A 23,308-nucleotide genomic window follows, 5' to 3' on the forward strand; every position below is an offset into this window, starting at 1 on the left:
AGGATATGCGAAAAACGGAGCGCTGTTCCCGCTTCTCTTACTACCGCAGCTTCGCGAGCGAGCGGATCAGGTCCAGGTCCAGCTCGCCTTTCTGCCCCCAGCCCTTCTTGCCTGACGCGATCTGTGGCCGGAAACGCTCATACAGCTCATAGCCTGCCTCCGCGAGGGCTTCTGGTTCCAGGGAGTCCGCGAGCGCACGCATGGCGTCGCGCACCCGGTCGAGGTCCGCGCCGAATTTGTTCTGAAGATATGTGCGGACCTTCTCTGGATCAATGGCCTCGTCCTTGACCACAGCTCGCAAGCCTGCGTCTGTGTTTTTGGCAGGGACCGGCCTGCCAAGGACCTCCACCCAGAACTCCTCGCCGAGACCCTTCTTCTTTGGTTTGCCCTCTTCATCCAGGTGCCTCGGGGGGCCGAAAACGCCCAGGCTCCGGCCCTTGGACTGGGCGTTGAGGCCCGCCAGGGCTTTCCCGAGGGTGAGCGCCGCATCCTCGTCGTGCCCAAGGCGTTCGCACACCACTGCGGCCCAGAGCGCAAGAACGGGGGCCCTGTTGATCTGCACCGTGTCAGCCATTCACCACACCTCCATGACAACAGTTCGCCCGGGAAGAGACCATCGCCTGCATGCCCCGCTGAAGGGATTACTGCTCGGGAGCGGAACCTGTCTCCGGCAGACAGCTGTACCGCTGCCGCCGCGCCGGATACCGAACTGGTGCGGCCCGGGCAATATCGGACTTGGGAGGACTGATGCGAATGTCGCGAGTGTTTGTATTGATAACGTGCGCGCTGTGCCTGGTTGTGCCTTCTTCGGCCCAGCAGAACGCTGCCGCGCGCCGGGCGCTTCTATTGACACTCAAGCCAGGGCAACTCGCGGCTGTCGAGCGGCTTTCGGCATCACTCCATGACCCCGATCCGGTGGTAGCGCGCACGGCGGCCCGTCTTCTCGGACAGTTTGGAGATGCCGCCTTGCCATCCTTGCGCAAAGCGCTGCAAAGCAACGATCTGCTGGTTCGGCGCAATGCGGTGGCGTCCCTGGGAGCTATCGGGAAGCCCGCCGTAGCCGACCTCATGCAGGCGATGAAAGATCCGCATGTGCTGATCCGGCAGGCAGCGGTGTTTGCGCTGAGCCGGGTGCGGCCCATGTCTGATGAGGTCTCGCAGGCCATCGCCCTCGCCACATCGGACGAACAGCAACTCGTGCGCGACGCGGCGCTGGATGTCCTGCGAACGCGGTTCGTCACAGTGCGCACGATTCCCCTGCCGGAGGAGGACTGGAAATTCAGGACCGACCCGGACAACCAGGGCGAGCAGGCCGGCTGGTTCGCAGCTGACCTGGACGATGCCGGCTGGCTGGACATTGGCATCGGCAAGTCGTGGGAGGAGTTCGGGCACACCTACGATGGCGTGGCGTGGTACCGCAGGACCGTGGAACTGCCCGCCATCGATCCGCCACCGGCCCGGGCGGTGCTGGCTTTCGGTGGGGTGGATGAAGACTGCTGGGTGTGGATCAACGGGAAGTCCGCCGGAGCCCATGCCATCGGCCCGATGGGTTGGGACAAGCCCTTCCGGCTGGATGTGAGCCATGCGATCAAGTGGGGCCAGGCCAACCAGATCGCGGTGAAGGTGAATGACTCGGCCTTCGCAGGCGGCATCTGGCGGCCGGTGGAATTGCTGGCGCTGGAGGAGGCGGATTAGCCGTCACGGCGCGTTCTCAGGCCGCTTGCCAATGGCTTCTGCCTCGGTTGCTGTCTTCACTTCAACCGGCCGAGCCCGCGCGCCTACCTTCACGGACAACGGGTCAAGCACCACCAGATCATCCACAGTGAGACCCTCGAGTATCGCCGTGCCCTCATCCGTGCGCGGGCCGGGAAGCACCGGGCGCCGCCGGATGTGTCCGCCTTCAACAAGAAGCACGTATGCCTCCTGCCCCACGCGCACGAGGCACGCTTCAGCTACCGCCGGGAGCTGCCGGTCCGCATCCACGATGATGTCGGCAAGAGCGGGCTTTCTGCCTTCCACTGCGTCGGCGCTCGCGTTCAGTTGCAGTGTAACGGTGACCACTTCCCGCTCGTCACCGGGCTCAGGCACTTCACTCACCGTGGCTTCGAAGCTCTCGTCTGGCGAACCGCGCAGCGCGACGCGTGCGGTCTGGCCGAGACGGATGCGCGCTGCATCCCTCGCCGGGACCTGCACGCGGGCGACGGGTGGTCTGGCTTCCGCGATCGTGAGCACCACTGATTCGGCGCTCACGAAGTCGCCCTCTTGCCGCAGGACCTCGGTGATAATGCCGTCGAAGGGCGACTTGACGTCAGTTGTCCGGAGGGACGCGTCGATCTGGTCGCGCAGGTTCTCGGCACGTTCCAGGCGCTCCAGGGCAGCCTTCAGGCGCTCGTCCAGGGCCTGCCGACGCTTCTCCAATATGTTCGGGGCAGGCTCAGGCCCATCTGTAGACTGCTGCTCGCGCAGGGCGGCGACATAGCGCGCTTCGGCATCCTCCAGCGCGCGCCGGGCCTTCTCGAGCTCCTCGCCCAGCTCCCTCCTCGCGCGGGACCGCAGGGCATCTGAGCGCTCCTGCGCCGCGGCCAGGCCCCGCTTCGCGGCTTCGAGCTTCCGCGTGGCACGGTCCAGATCAAGCTGAGCCTGGGCCAGGACTTCAGGTTCCTTCTTCCCCTCGGTCATCAACTGCCGGGCGTGGTCGCGCAGCTTCGTCATTCGGTCCACGTGGGCCTGCTCGATCTCCAGGCGACTGCGGGCGCTCTCAAGCTCCTTCGTCGCGTCCTTCATCTCGCGCATGGCATCCCGGGAATCCGACGCTTCCTTGGCGAGACGGGCGAACTCCTCGCGGAGGCGCCGCACCTCATTCCGGGCCTGTGCAAGTGTGTCGGTGGCTGCCAATTCCGGCGTGCTGTCGGGTTCACGCTCGATGGCTCGTCGCACCGCGTCCAGTTCAGCGCGGGCATCCTTGACCACGGCTTCAGCACGCTCCAGGTCTCGAGCGCCGCTCTGGGAACCAAGCCGCGCGATGACCTGGTTCGCGGACACTTCGCTGCCCGGTGTGACCAGCATCTGCACAATGATGCCTGGGTCGTGCAAGGTCAGCTCAACCTGCTTCGGGCCCAAGACGACGCCGTCCACAGAGAGGATTTCCGGCGCCAGGGTCATGCGCGGGCGAATGACCTCCACCGGTGCGGGACGCGCCACTGACCAGAGCGCGGCGCCTGCGGCGAGGATGCCGATAATCGCCCCGACGAGCAGCCAACGCCGGGTACGCGTGTCGTATGACGGCGGGGTCTCGGGCGTCATGGGGACTCTCGCGCGGGATGAGTGAGCGCCTGCGGACCTGTGCAGATAGTACTCCACGCGGGGAGAGACGGCAACGGAGAAGCGAAGCAGGCTGGAAACGCGCAGTACAGGGTTTGTGGGAGTGTTCTGACCCGCTGCCAAGTCTCCCCTCCGCTCAGGCGTAGTTTTGCGGCACGTTGGCTGCTTATCTTGCGGACGTTACAAGCACCACCCGTCCGTCAGAACCTCGGGTTCGGCCCGACCACTTCCGGGCGTTCCTCGGCCAATTCCTTCGCCATCGCCTTCAGGCGCGCATCCGCGTGCTCGAAGAGCATCCTGTATGATTCGCAGAAGTAGCTCGGGCCGTTGATAGTGCCGAGGCCGGTGAGCCGGTGTCGCTGACAGCCACCGTGGCACTGGCCGAACCAGGGGCAGTCCTCGCACCCGCACCCTGTCCGGGCCTTGTCGAACCGAAACTGCATGAACTTCTCGGAGAGCGCGATCTCTCGCAGCGGTGTCTCCATTACATTACCCAGACGGTATTCCGGCTCCACGAAAAAGTCGCAGGGATAGACGTCGCCGTTGTGCTCGATGAGCAGATAGTCCGCGCACGTCCGGCGCATGTCGCACGATGGGCACTCGTGGCCGAGATAGACCATAAGCAGGTCGTCCATCATGCGCACGTAAGTTCGCGGTGCTGATTCCGCTTGCCAGCGGTCGAAAATGGTGCACAGGAACTCGCCAAACTGTCGTGGGGTGCAGTTGTACGGACAAAGCTTCCCCGTCTCCGGATCGCGCTCGATGCACGGGATGAACTGCAGATAGCGGAAGTTGTGCTGCATATAGAAGTCGTAGATCTCGTCGGCCTTGTCGCCCGAGTATGCGGTGACCATGCACAGGATGTTGAACTCTGCGCCATTTCGGTCGAGTATTTCGGTGCTGCGCATGACCCGGTCCCATGTAGATTCGCCGGTGGGCGTGCGGCGGTAATGGTCGTGGATGTGCTTCGGGCCGTCGAGACTCACACCGATGAGGAAGCTATACCTTCGGAAGAACCGGGCCCACTCATCATTGATGAGCATGCCGTTGGTCTGCAGGCCGTTGGCGATGTTTTGGCCAGGCCGCGCTTTCTGAAGCTGGACAGCCACCACGCTGCGAAAGAAATCCACACCGAGAAGTGTGGGTTCACCACCTTGCCAACCGAAAGAGGGATTGTCGCCAGACATCTCCATGTACTCACCTATGAGCCGGTGCATGACCTCGCGCGACAGCCTGTGGCCGCCGCCGGGATAAATCGCGTGTTTCGGCAAGTAGAAACAGTACTCGCAGCGCAGATTGCAGTCAGGTCCGGCGGGCTTGATGAGCAAGCTGAGACTGCGCAGGTAGGCTTCGGGGTCGGTGATGCGGATGTCTGTGTCCATGAGCGCGGGTATGCCTCGTGGGGTCCCGAAATGGGGGTGACCGCTTCCGGGCCGGTGGTTATAATATGGGCCATAATACCCACACCGGCCCCCGCGAAGCAACCGGGGGAGGGTGGTCATGTGGCAGGGGCCCCATCCGCCCATCATGGGTCACGCCGGGAGAAGCGAAACACACGGAGGGCGCTGCACTGTCGGCGTCTATGCCCTGTCGCCGCCGTGAAACCCCGGTGGGGCCGTCCGTATGCAGCCAGGGGCGGGCGCCCCTGGAATCAGGTGTACGCGACCGCAGAGACGCGAAGCCCCAGCGGGCAGACAGGAACCGCTGCTCATCTGCCGCCCCCGTTGGGGGCTGACGTCGGACTGCAACCGAGGACGGAGCGCGCGTCATCAATACGGTTGTGTTCGCGGGAGCGCTTTGCCCCGCATGAGTTGGACACACGTGTGCTCATCGTTCACCTGGAGTTCGAGGGACTCGGTGACTGACTCGGCTGACACTTGAGCCGCCCACCCCGCCCCGGAGATAACATGGCGCGAATTGGCAAGAACAGGTATGTCTATCCACAGGCACTGATCCCATCCCGGGGTCAGTGCCTGCTTCCGTATGCCTGATCGGGGCCGTGCACGGGCCCACTTCGCGACCACACCGGCGGCTTTCCCCGCCTCAAACTCACAGGAGCAATACGTGATGACCCCCGAAGCCCAACTCGAGATCCTGGCCCGCAATTGCGTGGATTTCCACACACGCGAGGAACTGCTGGACAAGCTGAAGGAAGGCCGCCCGCTGCGCATCAAGTACGGCGCCGATCCCAGCGCGCCCGACCTGCACCTGGGTCACAGCGTGCCCTTGTGGAAACTGCGCGAATTCCAGGAGCTCGGCCACCAGATCGTGTTCATCATCGGCGACTTTACCGGGATGATCGGCGACCCCAGCGGCAAGTCCAAGACTCGCCCCATGCTCACGCGCGAACAGGTCGAGGCCAATGCGAAGACTTACGCCGAGCAGGTGGGGAAGATCCTGGATGTGAGCAAGTGCGAGATTCGCTACAACAGCGAGTGGTTCAGCAAGATGACGACGGCGGAGTTCCTGGCGGTGGCTTCGAACTACACCATCGCGCGCATGCTGGAACGCGACGACTTCTCCCTGCGGATGCGGGACGAAGTGCCCATATCCATGCTGGAACTCATGTACCCGCTGGTGCAGGCATACGATTCGGTGGCAGTGCAAGCGGACCTGGAAATGGGGGGAACGGACCAGCTTTTCAACTTCCTTGTGGGTCGGGACATTATGCGCGCTTACGGCCTGCCGCCTCAAGTGGTCATGACCTGGCCGCTTCTCGTGGGCACCGACGGCAAGGACAAGATGAGCAAGTCACTGGGAAACTATATCGGGATCGCCGAAAGCCCGGACGAAATGTTCGGCAAGGTCATGTCGATCCCGGACAGCGCCCTTGCCCAGTACTTCCGGCTGATCCTCAACCGCAGCAATGCGGAAATCGCGGAGATGGAAAGAGCCATCGAGGCCGGCGCGAACCCCCGGGATTTCAAGGCCGAGCTGGGTCGGCAGATCGTAGCGATCTACTACGACGCCGCTACCGGTCAGGCCGCTAGTGACGAATTCGACCGCGTCCATGCCGAGCGCCAGCTGCCCACCGATATGCCCGAGCTGGACGTGTCGGGCGAGCTTGAGAATGGGGCGCTGTGGATCGTGAAACTCCTGGTCATTGCCGGCTTTGCCCAGACCAACGGAGAAGCGCGGCGGCTCGTGCAGCAGGGCGGAGTCAAGATCAACGGCGAGGTCATCAACGACGAGATGGCCCAGGTGTCACCGAAAACAGGCGACGTCCTGCAGGTAGGCAAGCGCCGGTTCGCCCGGATCCTGGTCGGTTAGGAGGGGATTGCGGTGCGAGCGTCGAAGGTACATTCCAGGCGCAAACAGCAGATGGTGGGAGGCGATCGGGTATGTCCTCTGAGCGGGGCGGAAGCGATCTTGCGACAATTATCATAGCGGGTGCGATCGGGGCGACGGTTGGTGCGGTAGTAGCCCTGTTGCTGGCGCCGAAGTCCGGGTCCGAACTGCGGGCGGACATCGGCGACAAGGCAAGAGAATACGCCGAAAAAGCAAAGGAAACGGCTCACGAGGTCGCCGAGAAGGCCCGTGAGGCAGCGCATGAGGTCGCTGAGAGGGCCAGAGAGAAGGTCGCGGAGGTCCGGGATCAGGCTTGCCCGGAATGCGACCATGAGGAAGCGCGCGGCTAACAGTCGGCTGCAAACAAGGCTCCCGGTGGAGAGGCGCTGACCTGGCGGAACAAAGCGAACAGGTGGGGCTAAGGTGAGCGCCTGTGCCCCACCTTTTCCGACCTGACCTCACTCCTTCAACGCATACAATTCCATCGCGTTCTGTCGCATCATCTTGTCGCATAAGTCCAGCGCGCAGTCTTCGCTGAGGAAGTCGCGCTCCACCTTGGTCGCCAGCACGTCCGCAATGCAGGCCCGCGCCATGGCAAGATGCGAGTACAGCATCTCCGGCCAGGGAACGTCCGAGCCGAACCCCAGGATGCGGTATCCCGGAACGAGGTCCAGCCACTCGTTGAGGCTCTGGCGCGTTCCCTCCATGGTCACCACGTATATCCACGCCATATTCAACCAGACATTGGGGAAGTGCTTAGCGAGCATGCCAATCTCGCGGCTGTAGGGGTATCCGGCGTGGTACAAGCTGAACCGGGTGCCCGGGTTTGCGCGCAAGAGCGGTATCAAGTGCAACGGATCAGACTCGGGAACAAGCCCCCACGTGCTTTGCACACCGGTGTGGATGTCGAAGACGAGGTTCATCTCCCCCGCTGTCCTCGCCAGGTAGAAGATGATGTAATCCTGAAGCTGCTTGATCTCGGACGCTGTCAAGGTCTGCCCCACCAGGCTTCGCGAGAACAGCGCGGTGGCGGTGCGCTCGTCAACCGGTTCGGACAGGAGCGTACGCGAGTACGCGTGGGCCAGCTTGATCCCCCGGGCGCCGCGAGCCTGATACTCGGCCATGAGTTGCGCCAGGCCTTCCCTGATGTCAGCAAGCGAACCGAAGTCTCGGTCGAGATGGCTTGCCAGCCGCGCCCGTGTATCTGCATGGTGGAGGTTCAGCGCCGACTCCATGCGCAGGATGGCAGTGAAGTATGTCGGATCCCAGTTGCCGAACCAGTCGACGTTGAGCATCTGGGTTTGCAGATTGCACAGGCCGGTGACCTGCGCGTACCAGCCCGGATCGGAGGTGGTTGCGATGATGCGCTCGTTCACCGCCTCCCAGTTGTCGTCGGTCAGCTCAGCATCCTGCAAACCGAACAGAGCCTGGTAGGTGACGAGATTGTGCCGCCAGTAGGAGATGTTCCGGCAGCGATCTACCACTCCGCGCAGTACCTGCCAGCGCTCGGCATGGGTGTCGCAGCCCTCATAAGCCTGCCCCGTGGACTTGCCCAGTGTCGCCTCGAAATCACGCACGAAGTAGCTCATGAGGCTGAACAGGTTCAGGGGAGCCACATTGGCGTAATCCTCGGGCTGCTGGGTGTGTGAATGGCAGTCTACGGTGCGGATCGACTCTAGACGGGCGAGTATCCGATCGCGGAGCTTGTCGCTCATGGCAGGTCCTCCTGCGTGAGATCATTCGCCGTGGCTGGTAAAGTATTCGACGCGCCGCGGGCGAGGCACCTTCACTTGCACTGCCAAAACACCGGCTTGACGGACGCAGGGGAAATAGCCCCGAGCGCGGAATCCCAGACATGGTTAGTGCAGGCCCAGTCTCGAAGCGTGCGGGAGTGCAAACCATGTCCGGCAAGGACACGTTCCATAGCAGAATTGGCCGCCGGCCTCGGCAGAAGTTGGGCAATCCTCCGGGCACCCTGGTGCATGTGGGTGAGAAGAAAGCGGACCGCGTTCGCGTCAGCCTGATCGCATACGGGCCGGACGGGCTGGCGGTGGAACGCGAGGCAACGCTGTCCGACTGCCTTGAGGCGCGGGCGACCAGCGCCGTAGTGTGGGTGAACGTCCACGGCCTGCATGATGTGGAAGCCGTGCAGGCTGTGGGTGAAGCATTCGGCGTTCACCCCCTGGGTCTGGAGGACGTAGTCAACACCCACCACCGCCCGAAAGTCGAGGATTTCGGCGACCAGATACTCCTCGTGGCGAAGCTCTTGTCCTGGGACGCCGCGGCCCAGCGTCCGATGACAGAGCAGATCAGCATCGTCCTGGGGCCCGGGTTCCTTCTGACCTTCCAGGAGAGACCAACGGGGCTCCTTGAACCGGTACGCCGGCGTATTCGAGAAGGTAGGAGCAGGATTATCTCCAGTGGTGCGGACTACCTGGCATACGCCGTGCTGGACATGGTGGTGGACCAGTATTTCCTGGTGCTCGAGGCCATCGGCGACCGCATCGAGGAGATCGAGCAGGCGCTGTCGGGCGACGGTGGGTCCGGTGGCATACGCGATCTGCACGGACTTCGCCGGGAGCTGCTGGCGATGCGCCGCGCCATCTGGCCGCTGCGGGACGTGGTAAGCATCCTGCGCCGCGGCGACTGCCCGCTCTTCCAAGCCGAGACCGAGGTCTTCCTGCGCGACGTCTACGACCATGTTGTCGAGGCCATCGAGACCCTGGAGGCCTTCCGCGACGTGCTCAGCAGCCTGCTCGATACCCACCTGTCGGTGGTGAGCAACCGGATGAATGAGGTGATGAAGGTGCTCACCCTCATCGCCACCTTGTTCATGCCGATTACTTTCATCGCGGGCGTTTATGGTATGAACTTCGAGTACATGCCGGGCACAAGGTGGGTCGGGGGATTTGCGGCCTGCGTCGCGGCAATGGCGGTGACGGCTCTGCTCATGCTCTGGTACTTCAAGCGACGGCGCTGGCTTTGAGTCGGGCTGCGGGGCGAACCGCAGATTCCTGACCGTGCGGGAGGGTGCGGCCGATGGATGACGACGAACTGCTGGACCGCCTGGAGCGTCTGGCGACCTCGCTGGGGTACGAAATCCGATACGAGGCCGCGGGTGGACGCAGCGGCAAGTGCGTGCTCCAGGGGCGCAAGGTGATGATCGTGGACAGCAGCCAGAACCTGCGGGGGAAGGTGGACGCGCTGGCGGTCATGCTGGCAGCCGAGGACCTGGAATCCATCTACCTGCCCCCGGCGCTGCGGTTACTGCTGGACACCTACGCTCCCCCGCCGGAGAAGTGACGCGAGGGCGCAGGTCCCGGAGGAAGTCCCGGTGAAAAGTGGACGGCGCAATGCGATGCCGGCCGTGACGACCGGCCTGTACGGAAGAGGTGACGCGACGTGCGAGTCATGGCCGTCGGGGCGCATCCCGATGATGTGGAGATGTACTGCTCAGGGACTCTTCTTGCCTGCCGCGCAAGAGGCGATGATCTGTTCGTCTGCTGCATGACCAACGGCGACAAAGGCGCCTATGAGATGACCTGCGAGGAGCTTGCAGCCGTCCGCCGCAGGGAAGCCGGGGAAGCAGCCGCGATCTTCGGAGCGGAGCTGATGTTCCTGAGTCTGCCCGACGGTGAGCTTTTCGTGGATGAAGCGTGCCGTGCACCGCTCATCGACGCAATCAGACAGGCCCGTCCCGACATTATCATCACACACAACCCCGAGGACTATCACCCGGACCACTGCAACACCAGCGCCCTTGTGTTCAGCGCGAGTTTCCTGGCAGGCGCACCCAATGTGAAAGGACTGCGAGACCTGCCGGGACATGACCGTGTGCCCGCAGTCTTCTACATGGACACGCCCACCGGCACGGGCTTCCAGCCTACCGAGTACGTGGACATCACCCCGTACTGGGAGACCAAGGTCCGCATCATCGAGTGTCACGCCAGCCAGGTGCAATGGATCCGCGAGCACGACGGGCTGGACATCGTGGATGTTGCGCGGGTGATGGCCGAGTTCCGCGGCATGCAGTGCGGAGTCCGTTATGCGGAAGGCTTCCGGCAGCTCACGCAATGGCCGCGGATGACCACGAAACGACTGCTGCCCTGAACCGGAATATGGAACGGAGGACGCGACGGATGGCAAACTGGAATCTTGCCGAGACCACCCTGGGACTAGCGCGGGATGAGCAGTACGAAGTCGCGGTTCTGCCTGTGGGAGCAACCGAGGCCCACGGACTGCATCTTCCGTACGCAACCGACACGATCATGGTGGAACGCCTCGGGAGGCTGGCGTGCGAGCGGGCGTCGGGGGACGGCGCCAGGGTCCTGCTGCTGCCCGCATTGCCCTTCGGGATCAATGAGAACACCCTGGGGTTCAAGTGGACGATGAGTCTTCGCCCAAGTACGCTGTTCCAGGTGGTCACGGACATCGTGTCCAGTGTTGAGGAGCACGGAATCCCGAAGATGGTAGTGCTCAACGGCCACGGAGGAAACGAGTTCCAGCCCCTCCTGCGAGAGCTTTTTCGGCAGACCAGCGTGAGGTTGTTCCTCGTGAACTGGTACATGGCCAACCAGGCAGCGGCACGAGAAGTTTTCGAGCGGCCTGGAGAGCATGCGGATGAGATGGAGACTTCCATGCTCCTGCACATGCGGCCGGACCTGGTGCGGATGGAGCTTGCAGGAGACGGGGCGACGCGCGAACCGGTTTTCCGAGCGATGCGCGAGGGCTGGGCGTGGGTGGCCCGTCCGTGGGACCGGTTCACCGTGGACAGCAGCTTCGGAGACCCGGCACGTGCGACAGCGCAAAAAGGTGCGGCTTACGAGGAAGCGATCGTCGGCAAGCTGGCGCAGTTCATTACCGAGCTCGCCGCGGCTCCGGTGGATGAAATGTTCCCATACCGTGAAGCATAGTGGGCGGGCTGTTGCCTGAAAATGAAAGACCCCGCCGGGGTTGCCCTGGCGGGGTCTTGGGCTCGCGCAGTGAGTGTCTTAGTTGATGACCATGACGTTCTCGGCCCGAGGGCCCTTCGCGTCCTGGACCACGTCGAACTCAACCTTCGCGCCTTCGGCCAGAGACCGGTAGCCCTCCCCAACAATGGCGGAGAAATGAACGAAAACGTCCTCGCTACCATCGGTCTCAATGAAACCGAAGCCCTTCTCGTCGTTGAACCACTTGACGGTGCCAGTAGGCAAAACAGATACACCTCCATTCGCCAGTTTCGACCAGGAACCCCCGCCGCGACCAGAAATGGCAGAGATGTATCTGCCGAGCTGGACAATCGCACACCAGGTACCTTAGTCGTGCATGCGTCAGTCTTGTGAACTACCACAAGACCGAGATTACTATACCACACCACCGTGGACATGTCAAAACGCGTCGAAAGGTGGGGTGCGTTCGGCGAGAGTAGGTGGGTTCTTGGGTGGATATGGCAGGAGCCGTCCTCTTGGAGCGAGAATGGAGTTGCGCTCACGAACACCAGTCTCACGGGAGGACGGCCCACATGTCTATTAGCCAACAGAGCCGCGCAGACCTTCAGTCGCGTATCCGAGAATGGATGGACCAGCAGCCGTCGGCAGGGGCCTCATCGCTTTCCGCGCCTCCACCCGAGAACGAAAAGAGACGCCGCCGTTGAGGCAAAGCGCGCGATACGGGCCCCACAGGCCCCTGACATACGCGCCCGAGAAGCACCCAGAAGCCCCTGCAAGGGCGACACAACCGGGCAGCGCTTCAAACATTTCGTCCCATTCGGGGGCTCAGGCGGTCTGAGGCGCACCGATGCCACGGGTTCCGTTCCGCTTCGCTCCACTCCCCCCGTGGCCAAAGGCTGCCGCACGCTTGGCGGGCTGTGAGGCGGAAGGCCCGACGGCGAGACTCCAGCAGGCTCCAGGCTTGCGCAACTCATACCCAGCAGGGAGAGCCGCCTGACTTCGGTTGGTCGAGACGCGGGCGGGCCGGCTATCATGTCATGCGCAGACGCCCAGGAGATTGTGCCGCATCCTGCGCCGCATTGCGGGTCCCAGGACCTCGGGCGCTGCCTAATCTGCCGCGAACATGGTCTCCAGGATCCCCACGGCCTCATCAACGAGTTGCTGGCCACCGGCGGGCGACACATTGCAGCTTGCCGGCACCGCACCATAACTCAGTCCCTCCGCCGCGCGCTCGGTTGCCAGATAGGGACCACCGACGACGAGTTGCACCACGAAAGTCTGCACCGCCGGCGAGCGCCCTTTGATGCGGTCACCAAAGTCCAGGTAGTACTCGAATGGCGCTGTGACAAGAGCAATGTCGCCCACACGCAGGACATTGACCTCGGTGGGCACACTATCCGGCGGGTTCTCGTAGCGGTCCACCGCGCGCCGGCACCAGGCGATCCTCGAGCGCAGAGATGTGTACTGGCTCCCCAGACGATCGGCATCACCCAGTTCTGCCAGCTGCCTCTCGGCCTCTGCAATGTCCTGCATCAAATCCGCATGCTCCGCCGCCGTGACCCTCCAGTGTTCGAGTTGGAGCGTGCGGTTCTCGTGTTTCAGTACCGCCCGGTCCCGCAGATCGCCGCGGATGACGGTCTCGGCCCCAACGGTCGCGTCCGCGATGCGGCAAGCAATCTCGGTGCGCAGAGCGGCGTTCAGGGGACGGCCAACTCCGCCGCCGTATTTGAGCTGCAGCATACGATCTTCAGCCTTCTTCGCGATCAGCCGGTGCGGGCTCTGGTCACCTGCGGCCGAACACTGGGGCAGCACGAAAAGGCCCGCGCCCAACCGCCGGCGCAACTCTTCGCGGACGTCATGCCAGTAGTCGGCCGAGACAAAGTCCTGCCCGCTTTCGCTGGCTTGCGACGGGCAGGCGAGATTGATCAGCACGCCCGTCAGGTTCCTCGCGGAGTCGTATGTGAACAGCAGGTTCACGCCGTGGTCTACGTGGCCCTCGATGTGAGAGAACTCGGGCACACTGGTGCTGCCGTACATCTTCGCGCTGCCGTCGAAGTACCGGACACGGCGGTTCTCGCCCACCACTGCGTGCGAGTAGCCCCAGCCGATGTGCCCCTCCGAGCGCCGTTTCCACGCCTCGCACACCGCATCCACCAGCGCCTCGATGAGCATCTCGGTGTACTCGGCTACGGTCACGTAATCAGGATAGCGGGCCCTGATGGCATCAAGGTACTCGGCATCCTGCTGCCAGCCGCCGGTTCCGTTAAATGGTCCGGTGTGCGTGTGCGTCGCGCCGATGATGATCTTGTGCGGATCCAGCTCCGGAACGCGTTCGGCAAGCGCCGCTCGCACCTCCCGGAGCACTTCGCCAGCGACTGAACACGCATCCACGGAAACGATCGCCGCATGGTCATCGTCTCTCTGCAGCACTAAGGCGGTCAATGTGAGCGGATCCTGCACTCGTGTGGCGATGCGCAGGTTGAACTGTCCGTGAAGGGATACCGGCCCCTGAGGGGTGATGTCTCGCTGTGCCCAGCCGATCCGGATCTTGTTTTTCATTTCGCGTGTGCCTCGGTTCTGTGACGGAATGCCCTCGGAGAGCACTCAGGGCGGTCCGAAGGTTGTTCAGGCCATTTCTATCTGCGCGGCAGTCGGACCCACACGATGCGTAGTGCCTTTGTGTGTTGCCTGTGCAGCAGACATAGAGAGCGATGGCCCCTGGACTCTTCCACGTGGGAAGTACACTCCACCTTCCCGCGGGATTGGACAAAGGCCGGTGCGGTTCCTGCAAGGTCTCCACGCCTGCCGAGGGGAACAGTCCTGCAGTGACGCGGCACGACTCCCTCGCAACGAGGTGCGCTCATGCTCACGGCCGGAGTGTCCTGTCTGGATATTACTCCTCCTCTGGGGACCCGGATGCGCGGCTATTTCGAGGAACGCACGGCCAGCAGCGTGCACGATCCCCTGCACGTGCGCAGCTTCGCCCTGGAGGATTCCGGCGCCGCGCTTGCCATCGCCGTCTGTGATGTGATCGGCATCAGCCGCCAATACCTGGACCGGGCCAAACCCCGAATTGCTGAGACCACCGGCCTGCAGCCGAAGCAGGTGATGATCGCCTGCACCCACACCCATACCGGACCGGAAACCGGCGATGACCCTTACACAGAGTGGCTTTGGGGACGCATCGCCGACGGTGTGCGCATCGCCTGGCAGGCCCGGGAACCCGCGCAAGTGGGATGGGCGCGGACCACAGAGGCGAGGCTGGTTTTCAATCGCCGGTACCACATGGCGGATGGCTCTGTCCAGACCAATCCGGGCGTGGGCAATCCCGATGTGGTCGAGCCGGCTGGACCGGTTGACCCCGAAGTAGGCGTTCTTGCACTTCATCGCGCGGATGGCCGGACGCTGGGCCTGCTGGGCAACTACTCGCTGCATTACGTGGGTATCCCCGACGACTTCACGTCTTTCTCGGCCGACTATTTTGGATTCTTCTCAACCATGGTGCAGCGGCTGCGGGGGGAGAGCTTCGTTGCCGCCCTGTCTAACGGTGCATCGGGGGACATCAATAACGTGGACGTGCTGGGCCGGTCCGTGAGGCGCAATGACCGGTACCAGCATTGCGAACGCGCGGGGGCAATCGTCGCCGCGAGCGCCTTCTATGCGTGGAACGAAGCGGAGTTCACCGGGCAGACGCGCCTTAGCAGCGCGCTTGCCGAGATCACCCTGGAACCTCGCCCGCCGGCCACTGAAGAGGACCTGGCGAAGGCACGGGAGATCGAGGACCGTCTCGCCGCTGGCCAACACGTGCTCATGGGCGAGCGATCCTTCCAGCGGCGCGTCCGGCGCTTCGAGGCGGAGCCACCTGCTGCTCGGGCCACGGTGGTTCAGGCCCTGCGCGTCGGTGACCTTGCACTGGTGGGCGCGCCGGGAGAGTTCTTCGTCGAACTGGGCCTGGAGATCAAGCGCCGCTCGCCTTTTGCGCAGACCATGGTGATCGAGCTGGCTAATGACAGTGTGGGCTACATCCCGACCCGGCGTGCTTTCGAGGAAGGAGGGTACGAACCCAACTCCAGCCCCTACAAGCCGGGGTTTGGCGAACTGATCGTCGAGACGGCCGTGGGGTTGTTGGAAGGCCTCAAGGACTGAACCCGGGCTGTTCCGGCAGCGATGATCAGCAGACTTCGGTCATCGCGCAGGCGCCGTTCCTCGCCGTGCGTTTCCCGATTCCCCGTGCCCATGAAGTTCGCGAAAAAAAGCCGGCGCGAAGGAGTGAACTTCGCGGGAATGGTACACGTCACTCGTCCTTAGGGACTGGTGGATGGCGCTTGCGCGTCATCTGTCCTGCATGCCGCCTGCAGGCGGCTGACTGGGGGTCGAAATGCATGAGACGCGGGTTCACGTTGATCGAGCTGTTGGTGGTGATCGCGATTATCGCGATTCTGGCCGCGATACTCTTCCCGGTCTTTGCGCGCGCCAGAGAGAAAGCCCGGCAGGCAAGTTGCTCATCGAACCAGAAACAGATCGCATTGGGCATCCTGATGTACGGGCAGGACTACGACGAAGCATTCCCGGGTTTCTACTACAAGGCAACCACGGCTGATTGGCCGCTGTTCATCTGGATTGACGCGGTCAAGCCCTACGTGAAGAATGAGCAGATCTTCCGCTGTCCCAGCGGCAATGACAGCACCCTCACCGGCCCATCCACCAACTACGCGGGCACCACGATCACCACTTCCTACGCCGTGAACCGATACGTCTGCAATGGGGGGCGCGGAGCATTCGACAACCGCATCGGCCAGATAACCTACCCGGCACAGACCTTGCTCACCTTCGACGCCATTCGAGCTTCGCGCTGGTGTGCCACGCCGATGGGAACCGGAGGCAGCCGCGGTGATGACTGCTACGGCCGCCCCGCCGGGATCATCGAAGTCGCTGGTGGCTCATTCACCGTCGGGCAGGACTTCGGTCTTCACAATGAAGGTGCCAACATGTCCTTCTGCGACGGCCACGTGAAATGGCAGAAGAGCGGATCGTGGGAATCGTACGCGAAGCATTACACCACTTACTGGCAGAAGACGCGCTGAAATCGCGCTTGCCGCCCCGGGACGCCGGCGCTGTATCGGTGGCCGCCAGGCGTCCCGGGACGTCGCTTTGGCCGGGTAGACAGCGTAGGAGCGGCGGCTGATTGACCGGACCGAGGTGACGGAGACGATGGCCGGGCACACTCGCGGGATATTGCGTATCTGGGGTGGAACACCGTTGGGGGCCGATTGTTTGTTTCTGCATTACCCAGTTATGAAAGACTGAGCCGAACTGCCTGCTGTGACGAGTAGGCCCGCATGCCGGGGCGGGAGACGGACGTTGCCGGCGGCCACCTTCCGGCCGTTGATGAGCACGCCAAAGCAGGGCTACACGCGCCGCACTGCGCGCGGCGCCCGGAGAGAGCACGCTGAGTGGCCGCGCCATCCACATCGCGGCAGGTCACAATCGCGCCCTCTCGGGGTTTCGCCTCGCCGGCGCGAGCCACACGACACTCATCGCACCTTGCGCTCATCAGGCATTCCGCTGCGCTCGCGTTGAAAGGCGGTTGTTCCTCGAATGGGAGCACCAACCCGTCTGCTGGTCATCGGTATCGACGGCGCCGACTTCATCCTGATGTCGGAATGGTTGGCGGGGGGGCACCTGCCGAACCTCGCGAAGCTTTGTGAATCCGGACGCCTCCTTCCTTGCAGTTCCACACACCCCCCTGTCACCGCGCCCGCCTGGACCACAGCATTCACCGGCTGCAATCCGGGCAAGCATGGGCTGTATGATTTCTGGGATTTCAGCTTTCCCAACCGGCGGCCATGGTGGACTGAGCCCAGACGGTGCCCCAGCCTGTGGCGCATCCTGTCGGAAGCAGGGCTTTCCTGCGGCCTGGTGAACCTGCCGATGAACTTCCCGGCCGAGGCGATCAATGGTGTGATCATCTCGGGGATGGGTTGCCCGGGCATGTCCGAACAGGGTTTCCACCCGCGCGCACTGCGAAATGAGCTTGTCCAGGCCCTGCCGGAGTACGCGTTTCATCCCGAGAAGTGTGGCCCGGTGATCTACCCGGACGCCCGCGAGCTTGGCCGATTCTGCAGGATGCGCACGCAGGCGGCTGAGTGGCTGCTGAGCAAGCGCTCCTACGATGTGTTCGGGGTAGTCTTCAGCAGCCTGGATTGGGCCGGACATGGTTACGCGCAGGACTTTGAACGCGGCGGGGTCGCACTGGAAGTGGCCCGGACGATTGACGCGCAGATCGGCGAGCTGCTGGCCATGTTTGACTGGCCGCGTACCCCGGTAATGATGCTCTCAGACCACGGCATGCGCTGCGCCCGGCGGCAGGCGAACCTCTATGTCCTCTTCCACCAGCTCGGCCTGATGAAGTTCCGCTGGGATGGTGACAGGGGGAGGGCAAGCCTGAGATCGGCGCTGGTGAGAGGCTGGAACATGGCCAAGCGTGTGCTGCCGTCGGATTGGGTGCGACACATTCGGCGGGCGACTGACCGGCAGCGTGAAGCGGTGTTGAACTCAGGACCGAGAGTGGGCATTGACTGGGAGCAGACCGTGGCGGCGCCGGTGGGGCCCTACGGGACAGTGCGGCTGAACGTGCGAGGACGCGATCCGTTAGGCATCGTCGCCCCCGAAGAGTATGCGGAAGTCAGACAGGGGGTTGTCGAAAAGCTGAGAGACATCAAGGATCCGGGGACCGGGCGGCCGCTGTTCGGGAGGGTACTCACGCGCGAGGAAGCGTACAGCGGCTGGGCGCTGCAGGGTGCACCGGACATTGTCTTGGCCGATCCCCCACCGGACCTGGCATTCGGTGTGGCCTTTGACGAGGCGGACATGGCGCCATTCCTGGAACAAACTGATGTGGTGGCTCCTATGGTGCCCCACGGAGGCGTGCATGCGAGCACGGGGATCATGATGCTGAGCGGAGACGTCGCCGCGGCAGGGAGCTGGTCCGGAGAGACGGCCTGCTCGCTGGAAGACTTCACCCCGACGGCGCTGCACGTGCTGGGCCTTCCAGTGCCGACGTACATGGATGGCCGCGTGCTCACGGAGCATCTTGCGGGCGACATTGCGCGGAAGGATGTCCTGCGCGCCACTGCAGCCCCTCCGGACGTGCGCGGCAACGAGGCGCTCTACACGCAGAAGGACGAAGAAGACTTCCGCGAGCGGCTTCGCGCTTTGGGATACGTCTGATCCCCCGTTCGATGGGGACTTCCGTCATCATTGCGGCACCGGTACGGCCCCCAGAGACATGGAGCGAAACATAACATGCCCCGGGAAAACTGGAAGCGCCCGAACCTGCTCTTTGTTCTCGTGGATCAGATGCGATATACCGCTATGGGCTGCGCCGGAAATGGGCAGGTCCACACGCCAAACCTCGACCGGCTGGCAGCCGAAGGCGTCACTTTCGATAACGCTGTCGCCACCGTGGGCGTCTGCACTCCGGCCCGTGCGTGTCTCATGACCGGTCGCTACCCGCTGTCCCACACGGTTCTCACCAACAACTCCATGCTACCCAACGACATGCTTTCCATGGGGAAGATGCTGCGCAACGAGGGATACGCCACGGGGCATATCGGCAAGTGGCATCTGTCCGGCGAGGCCTATATCGGTCAGACCGCATACAACGACTTCCAGAACGGCTACGTTCCCCCGGGTGAGCTTCGCCACGGGTTCGACTACTGGGCCACACACCACTGCTCCCATGCCTACTGGGAGGCGACCTACTACCGGGACACGCCGGAGCCCATCCGCGTTGAAGGCTGGGAACCGGACGCCCAGACGGATCTCGCCATTGAGTTCATCCGCGAGCACGTTGCCGATGATATCACCGGGCGGGATCCCTTCGCGCTGGTAGTGTCCTGGGGACCACCCCATACACCCTTCACCTGCCCGCCGGAGTTCCGCGAGTTGTACGACCCCGACCGCCTGGAGTTGCGCGAGAACGTTCTCTTGCCGCCCGAAGGGTTCCCGTGCACCGCCGAACTGACCGAGGTTGCCGATCCCGAGGCAGTCCTGCGGGACTGGACAGCCAGCTACTACGGCGCGATTACCAGCCTGGACCAGAACCTCGGGCGACTCATGGAGACGCTCCAGCGCCAGGGCATCGCCGACGACACAATCGTTGTCTTCACTTCCGACCACGGCGAGATGCTGGGCTCCCACGGGCAGATGTACAAGGTGCAGCCCTGGGACGAGTCGGTGCGCGTGCCACTGCTGATTCGCTATCCTCGCGCTATTCGTGGGGGCAGACGTCTTGAAGCCCCGGTCGGCCAGCCGGACGTCCTGCCGACCCTCCTGGGGCTGATGGGCTTGGACATTCCGGAGGGCATCGAGGGGGACGACCTGTCACCGGTCTTGCGAGATGAGAGCGCTGATCCGGTGGATCGATCGGCGTATATGCTGTGGGTGTGCTCCGCGCTCACGTGGGGGAAGAAATGGCAGTATGTGGACGACTACCGCGGACTTGGAGCGCCCCGCGGCTTTGTCCGACCGTACCGCGGCATCCGCACCCGAACGCACACCTACGTTCGCGACCGGTCGGGACCCTGGGTGCTGTACGACAACGAACGCGACCCGTACCAGATGGCGAACCTGGTGGAGACCCGCAGTGCAGGCGCAGTGCCGCAGGAACTTGAGCGCGAATTGCAGGAGTGGATCGAAAAAACCGGGGACCTGTTCGAGGATACGGACTACTACCGGCACCTGATCGACCTGGAGACGGGTCTTTGCATGGAACCGGAACGGCTGAGACAGCGCTAGGCAACTGGTGCTGCGGGATCGGGCAGGAGAACTGCCGCCGCGTGTCGAAACCGGTCTGCTGTGATGCGGCTGCGCTCATGGGACGACCGGATTAGCGGTGACAGCGAATGAACGAGACGGACAGGGGCGCGAGACCCGGGCTGTTGCGCGCCGTGGGAGCCGCCCTGTTCGGCTTGAGCACTGCGATTGTAGTCTTCTCTCTGGCAGGTACGTGGGCTCTGGCGAACCTCGATGTTCCCGATGCCAACTATGAGCGTCTCTCCCAGGCACTCGGGATAGCGAACATCGTTCTCGCATCAGGCGCGTGCATGGCCTGGCTGTGGGCGGTGGGGGGTGGCCGGACGGCAGTAGAGGTGCTGCTGCTCTGCGCCGCCATTAGCGGAAGCGTGGAAGCCGTTGGTGTGGCGACCGGTATCCCCTTCGGTGAATACAGCTATACGGATCAGCTCGGACCGAAGCTCGGCGGCGTACTGCCGGCGGTCATCCCCCTTGCCTGGTTCATGATGATGTACCCCGCTCTGCAGATGGCGCAACAGACGCGCCTCCGTGTGCCAGGAAAAGCCGCGCTCGCCGGTCTTGCCATGGTGACCTGGGACCTCGCCCTGGACCCGGCAATGACCGCGGGCGCCAGAGCATGGGAGTGGCAGGAGGGCGGCGTCTACTATGGCATCCCCTTTCAGAACTTCCTCGGATGGTTCCTGACTGCTTTCCTCCTGGCGCTGGCTTGCCTGGCCGTACTGGGAAAGAAGCCGGCCGACAGATCGGCAATGCCTCTCGCGCTTTACCTGGTGCAGAGTCTCTTCCCGGCGCTGCTCGCAGTCCTGTACGGGCGACCGTGGACCGCCGTCGTCTGGCTCGCCGGGCTGGCGGTGCTTTGGGGACTGGTCAGGTGGTATGCGTCCCCGGCGGAAACTCCGCGAAGAGAGAACGGATCGGCTTGATCGCGCTTCTATGGGCGGCAGGGATCATCCTGGGCATGCAGATAACAGTCCTGGCGGTCAACCTGACCTACTGGTACAGGCGCAGGCTGGCCGAATCCACACCTGTTAGCATTTCCGTTCTGATACCCGCGCGCGACGAGATCCGCAACCTCCCCACGCTGCTATCGCTGCTCGCCGAGCAGAGCCATGCCCCACTGGAAGTACTGGTCTGCGATGACGGCTCGACCGACGGGACCACTGAATGGTTGGTGGAACACGCTGAGGAGTATGGTGTGGGATGGTTCGCCGGGGCGCAACGCCCGGATGGCTGGACGGGCAAGAACTGGGCTTGCGCGCAGCTTGCAGGACGGGCCAGCGGGGAGTGGCTGCTCTTCATGGATGCCGACGTGCGTCCCGGTCCCGAGTTCCTCGGCAGGTTCGCGGGGTGGTGCGGGGCGAGCGAGGCCGCACTCGTAACAGCTCTCCCGCGCATTTGCCCCTCCGGGCTGGGAGACGGCCTGCTTATCGGCATGGTCCCGTGGTCGGTTTTCACGCTGCTTCCCCTGTTTCTGGCGGAACGTCACCCACACCCTGCATTCGCCTTCGCCAACGGACAAATGATGGGCTTTTCGAGAGACACTTATGGGCAGCTTGATCCCCATCGCCGGGTGCGTTCATCCTTGTTGGAGGATGTGGAGATCGCGCGGCTCGTGAAGCGAGAGGGCGGCCAGGTGCTCATCGGGGACGCCACTGATCTTGCAGCCGTGGAGATGTACAGCGGCCTGCGTGAGGCCTTCGACGGCTTCTCCAAGAACGCCGCAGTCATCTGCGGCGGAAGGTTGCAAGCGGTTATCTGCGCGGCCCTCACGGGGCTGGTGAATATTCTGCCCCTTGTGTTGGGGATCGCCGGCTCTTCCCCCGCATGGGCGCTGGTCGGCACGTCGATGGCGTTGTACGGCTGGTCCGTGTCGATGCTCCGGCTGCCATTTTGGTATGCGCTCTGCTGCCCGGCCGCCATGGTTCTCGGCGTGGCCGTTATGCTGCGGTCCGTGGTCTGGTATTCGATGAAGCGCGTGACATGGAAGCGGAGGGTGTACGGGGAGCCATGAAACGGGTGAAAGCCTGGTTTGCCGACTGGCTCATAATGAGGTCGCTGCGCAGCCACTTTCGCGGCGTGTATCTGCTTGATCGCAGTGTGCCTGACCCCGGCAGGCCCCTGATTGTCTTCGCGAACCACCACTACTGGTGGGATGGTTATCTGCTGCACCTGTTCGCCCGTCACTGGCGCCCTGGGCAGAGCATGGTGTGGATGCGAGAACTGACCCCATTCCCGCCCTTCGAGGCCATCGGCGCCCTGCCCTTCCCGGAAGACGATCCCATCGCCCGGGCGGCGACCCTGAAGCGCACGCTCCGGGCATTGCGCTCGGGGCCTTCGCTGCTGTTCCTTTTCCCCGAGGGAGACATGCATCCCGCGCCGCAGCTAGCGCCCTTCAAGGAGGGGCTGCACTGGCTGCACACGCGCCTGCCCCAGGTGGAACTGAAGCCGGTGGCGATCCACATTGAGCAGGGCATCCACCAGCACCCGGAGGCCTATGTTATCGCCGGACCGCCTTTCCGGTGTGACAGCGCGGACAGGCCCACATGGCTCAGGGAAGCAAGCCGGACCATTTCAGAGCTACTCGAGGAGTTGGCGCCGGAACGCCGCCCTGCGATTTCTGAGTTCACCTGCATCCTGGCGGGGCGCCTGTCGACGGATGAGTACCGGTGCAGTGGGAACCGGGAGCGCGGCCCGAAGCCAGTGGAGAGCGAGCATGCCGCTATGGTCCCACGGGAATAGACATCGCATGGAGAAAGTCGAAGAACAATAGAAAGAGCCCCTGAATGACCACTGCCCATCCCGCACCGCGCAGGACAGGCCTGAGACGGGTGGCCAGCACTACCCCCACTGCTACGTATAACACGTCGAGCCCGGCGTTGATGAGGAGCAGGCGTCGCAGATCGGACAGCGGCGCGATCGTCCCCATAAGGCCCGCAATGCCGATGGCCGCG

At 63.4% G+C, this 23,308-nt stretch carries 21 protein-coding genes; 14 read left to right on the forward strand and 7 right to left on the reverse strand.

Annotation, left to right across the window (positions count from 1 at the left end):
• Positions 1-40 precede the first annotated feature (40 nt).
• On the reverse strand, positions 41-574 hold the full coding sequence (locus tag HPY44_10160) for a hypothetical protein (protein ID NSW56369.1): 534 nt from the start codon (positions 572-574) through the stop codon (positions 41-43).
• 179 nt (positions 575-753) lie between these two features.
• On the opposite strand from HPY44_10160, the gene HPY44_10165 reads away from it, so the two are divergent.
• Complete coding sequence (locus HPY44_10165; protein ID NSW56370.1) at positions 754-1,695, forward strand: HEAT repeat domain-containing protein; 942 nt, start codon at positions 754-756, stop codon at positions 1,693-1,695.
• Between the two features lie 3 nt (positions 1,696-1,698).
• Here HPY44_10165 and HPY44_10170 read toward each other — a convergent pair whose 3' ends face one another.
• Together HPY44_10170 and HPY44_10175 are read right to left on the reverse strand one after the other, a co-directional pair.
• Positions 1,699-3,444 carry an efflux RND transporter periplasmic adaptor subunit gene (locus HPY44_10170; protein ID NSW56371.1) on the reverse strand — a complete coding sequence of 582 codons (1,746 nt, stop codon included), beginning with the start codon at positions 3,442-3,444 and terminating at the stop codon, positions 1,699-1,701.
• 77 nt (positions 3,445-3,521) lie between these two features.
• Positions 3,522-4,703, reverse strand: coding sequence for an anaerobic sulfatase maturase (locus HPY44_10175; GenBank protein ID NSW56372.1), 1,182 nt, complete (start codon positions 4,701-4,703; stop codon positions 3,522-3,524).
• 685 nt (positions 4,704-5,388) lie between these two features.
• On the opposite strand from HPY44_10175, the gene HPY44_10180 reads away from it, so the two are divergent.
• Together HPY44_10180 and HPY44_10185 are read left to right on the forward strand one after the other, a co-directional pair.
• Positions 5,389-6,591 carry a tyrosine--tRNA ligase gene (locus HPY44_10180; GenBank protein ID NSW56373.1) on the forward strand — a complete coding sequence of 401 codons (1,203 nt, stop codon included), beginning with the start codon at positions 5,389-5,391 and terminating at the stop codon, positions 6,589-6,591.
• 71 nt (positions 6,592-6,662) lie between these two features.
• Entirely contained in the window at positions 6,663-6,959 is a 297-nt protein-coding gene (locus tag HPY44_10185; protein NSW56374.1) for a YtxH domain-containing protein, read from the forward strand.
• Between the two features lie 108 nt (positions 6,960-7,067).
• On the opposite strand, the gene HPY44_10190 is transcribed toward HPY44_10185, so the two are convergent.
• A complete protein-coding gene (locus HPY44_10190; protein NSW56375.1) occupies positions 7,068-8,324 on the reverse strand; it encodes an amidohydrolase family protein in 1,257 nt (418 codons plus the stop codon).
• Between the two features lie 185 nt (positions 8,325-8,509).
• On the opposite strand from HPY44_10190, the gene corA reads away from it, so the two are divergent.
• From corA to HPY44_10210, 4 genes are all read left to right on the forward strand, one after another.
• The gene (corA, locus tag HPY44_10195) at positions 8,510-9,595 is read left to right on the forward strand and encodes a magnesium/cobalt transporter CorA (GenBank protein NSW56376.1); all 1,086 of its coding nucleotides are present in this window, start codon (positions 8,510-8,512) and stop codon (positions 9,593-9,595) included.
• 53 nt (positions 9,596-9,648) lie between these two features.
• Positions 9,649-9,912, forward strand: coding sequence for a hypothetical protein (locus tag HPY44_10200; GenBank protein NSW56377.1), 264 nt, complete (start codon positions 9,649-9,651; stop codon positions 9,910-9,912).
• Positions 9,913-10,011: 99 nt separating this feature from the next.
• Positions 10,012-10,719, forward strand: a complete 708-nt coding sequence (locus HPY44_10205) for a PIG-L family deacetylase (protein NSW56378.1) — start codon at positions 10,012-10,014, stop codon at positions 10,717-10,719.
• Positions 10,720-10,748: 29 nt separating this feature from the next.
• Positions 10,749-11,522 carry a creatininase family protein gene (locus tag HPY44_10210; GenBank protein ID NSW56379.1) on the forward strand — a complete coding sequence of 258 codons (774 nt, stop codon included), beginning with the start codon at positions 10,749-10,751 and terminating at the stop codon, positions 11,520-11,522.
• Between the two features lie 78 nt (positions 11,523-11,600).
• Here the strand turns inward: HPY44_10210 and HPY44_10215 are convergent, their stop codons facing one another.
• Complete coding sequence (locus HPY44_10215; protein NSW56380.1) at positions 11,601-11,804, reverse strand: cold-shock protein; 204 nt, start codon at positions 11,802-11,804, stop codon at positions 11,601-11,603.
• Between the two features lie 843 nt (positions 11,805-12,647).
• The gene (locus HPY44_10220) at positions 12,648-14,099 is read right to left on the reverse strand and encodes a hypothetical protein (protein NSW56381.1); all 1,452 of its coding nucleotides are present in this window, start codon (positions 14,097-14,099) and stop codon (positions 12,648-12,650) included.
• 303 nt (positions 14,100-14,402) lie between these two features.
• On the opposite strand from HPY44_10220, the gene HPY44_10225 reads away from it, so the two are divergent.
• The 7 genes from HPY44_10225 (at position 14,403) to HPY44_10255 (ending at position 23,096) form a co-directional block, all read left to right on the forward strand.
• Entirely contained in the window at positions 14,403-15,686 is a 1,284-nt protein-coding gene (locus HPY44_10225) for a hypothetical protein (protein ID NSW56382.1), read from the forward strand.
• Between the two features lie 236 nt (positions 15,687-15,922).
• Complete coding sequence (locus HPY44_10230) at positions 15,923-16,624, forward strand: DUF1559 domain-containing protein (protein ID NSW56383.1); 702 nt, start codon at positions 15,923-15,925, stop codon at positions 16,622-16,624.
• Between the two features lie 514 nt (positions 16,625-17,138).
• Positions 17,139-18,770, forward strand: coding sequence for an alkaline phosphatase family protein (locus HPY44_10235; GenBank protein ID NSW56384.1), 1,632 nt, complete (start codon positions 17,139-17,141; stop codon positions 18,768-18,770).
• 75 nt (positions 18,771-18,845) lie between these two features.
• Positions 18,846-20,339, forward strand: a complete 1,494-nt coding sequence (locus HPY44_10240; GenBank protein NSW56385.1) for a sulfatase — start codon at positions 18,846-18,848, stop codon at positions 20,337-20,339.
• A gap of 107 nt (positions 20,340-20,446) precedes the next feature.
• A complete protein-coding gene (locus tag HPY44_10245) occupies positions 20,447-21,280 on the forward strand; it encodes a carotenoid biosynthesis protein (GenBank protein NSW56386.1) in 834 nt (277 codons plus the stop codon).
• Positions 21,277-22,368: a glycosyltransferase gene (locus tag HPY44_10250; GenBank protein ID NSW56387.1), complete on the forward strand. Its 1,092-nt coding sequence runs from the start codon at positions 21,277-21,279 to the stop codon at positions 22,366-22,368. The genes HPY44_10245 and HPY44_10250 overlap by 4 nt, the downstream gene beginning before the upstream one ends.
• Positions 22,365-23,096 (forward strand): 1-acyl-sn-glycerol-3-phosphate acyltransferase, encoded by a 732-nt coding sequence (locus tag HPY44_10255; GenBank protein ID NSW56388.1) that lies wholly within the window; start codon positions 22,365-22,367, stop codon positions 23,094-23,096. The genes HPY44_10250 and HPY44_10255 overlap by 4 nt, the downstream gene beginning before the upstream one ends.
• Here HPY44_10255 and HPY44_10260 read toward each other — a convergent pair.
• Positions 23,077-23,283, reverse strand: coding sequence for a hypothetical protein (locus HPY44_10260; GenBank protein ID NSW56389.1), 207 nt, complete (start codon positions 23,281-23,283; stop codon positions 23,077-23,079). The two genes, HPY44_10255 and HPY44_10260, sit on opposite strands and share 20 nt — an antisense overlap.
• Between the last annotated feature and the right edge of the window lie 25 nt (positions 23,284-23,308).

It is taken from the genome of Armatimonadota bacterium (assembly GCA_013314775.1).
Classification (GTDB): Bacteria; Armatimonadota; Zipacnadia; order Zipacnadales; family JABUFB01; genus JABUFB01.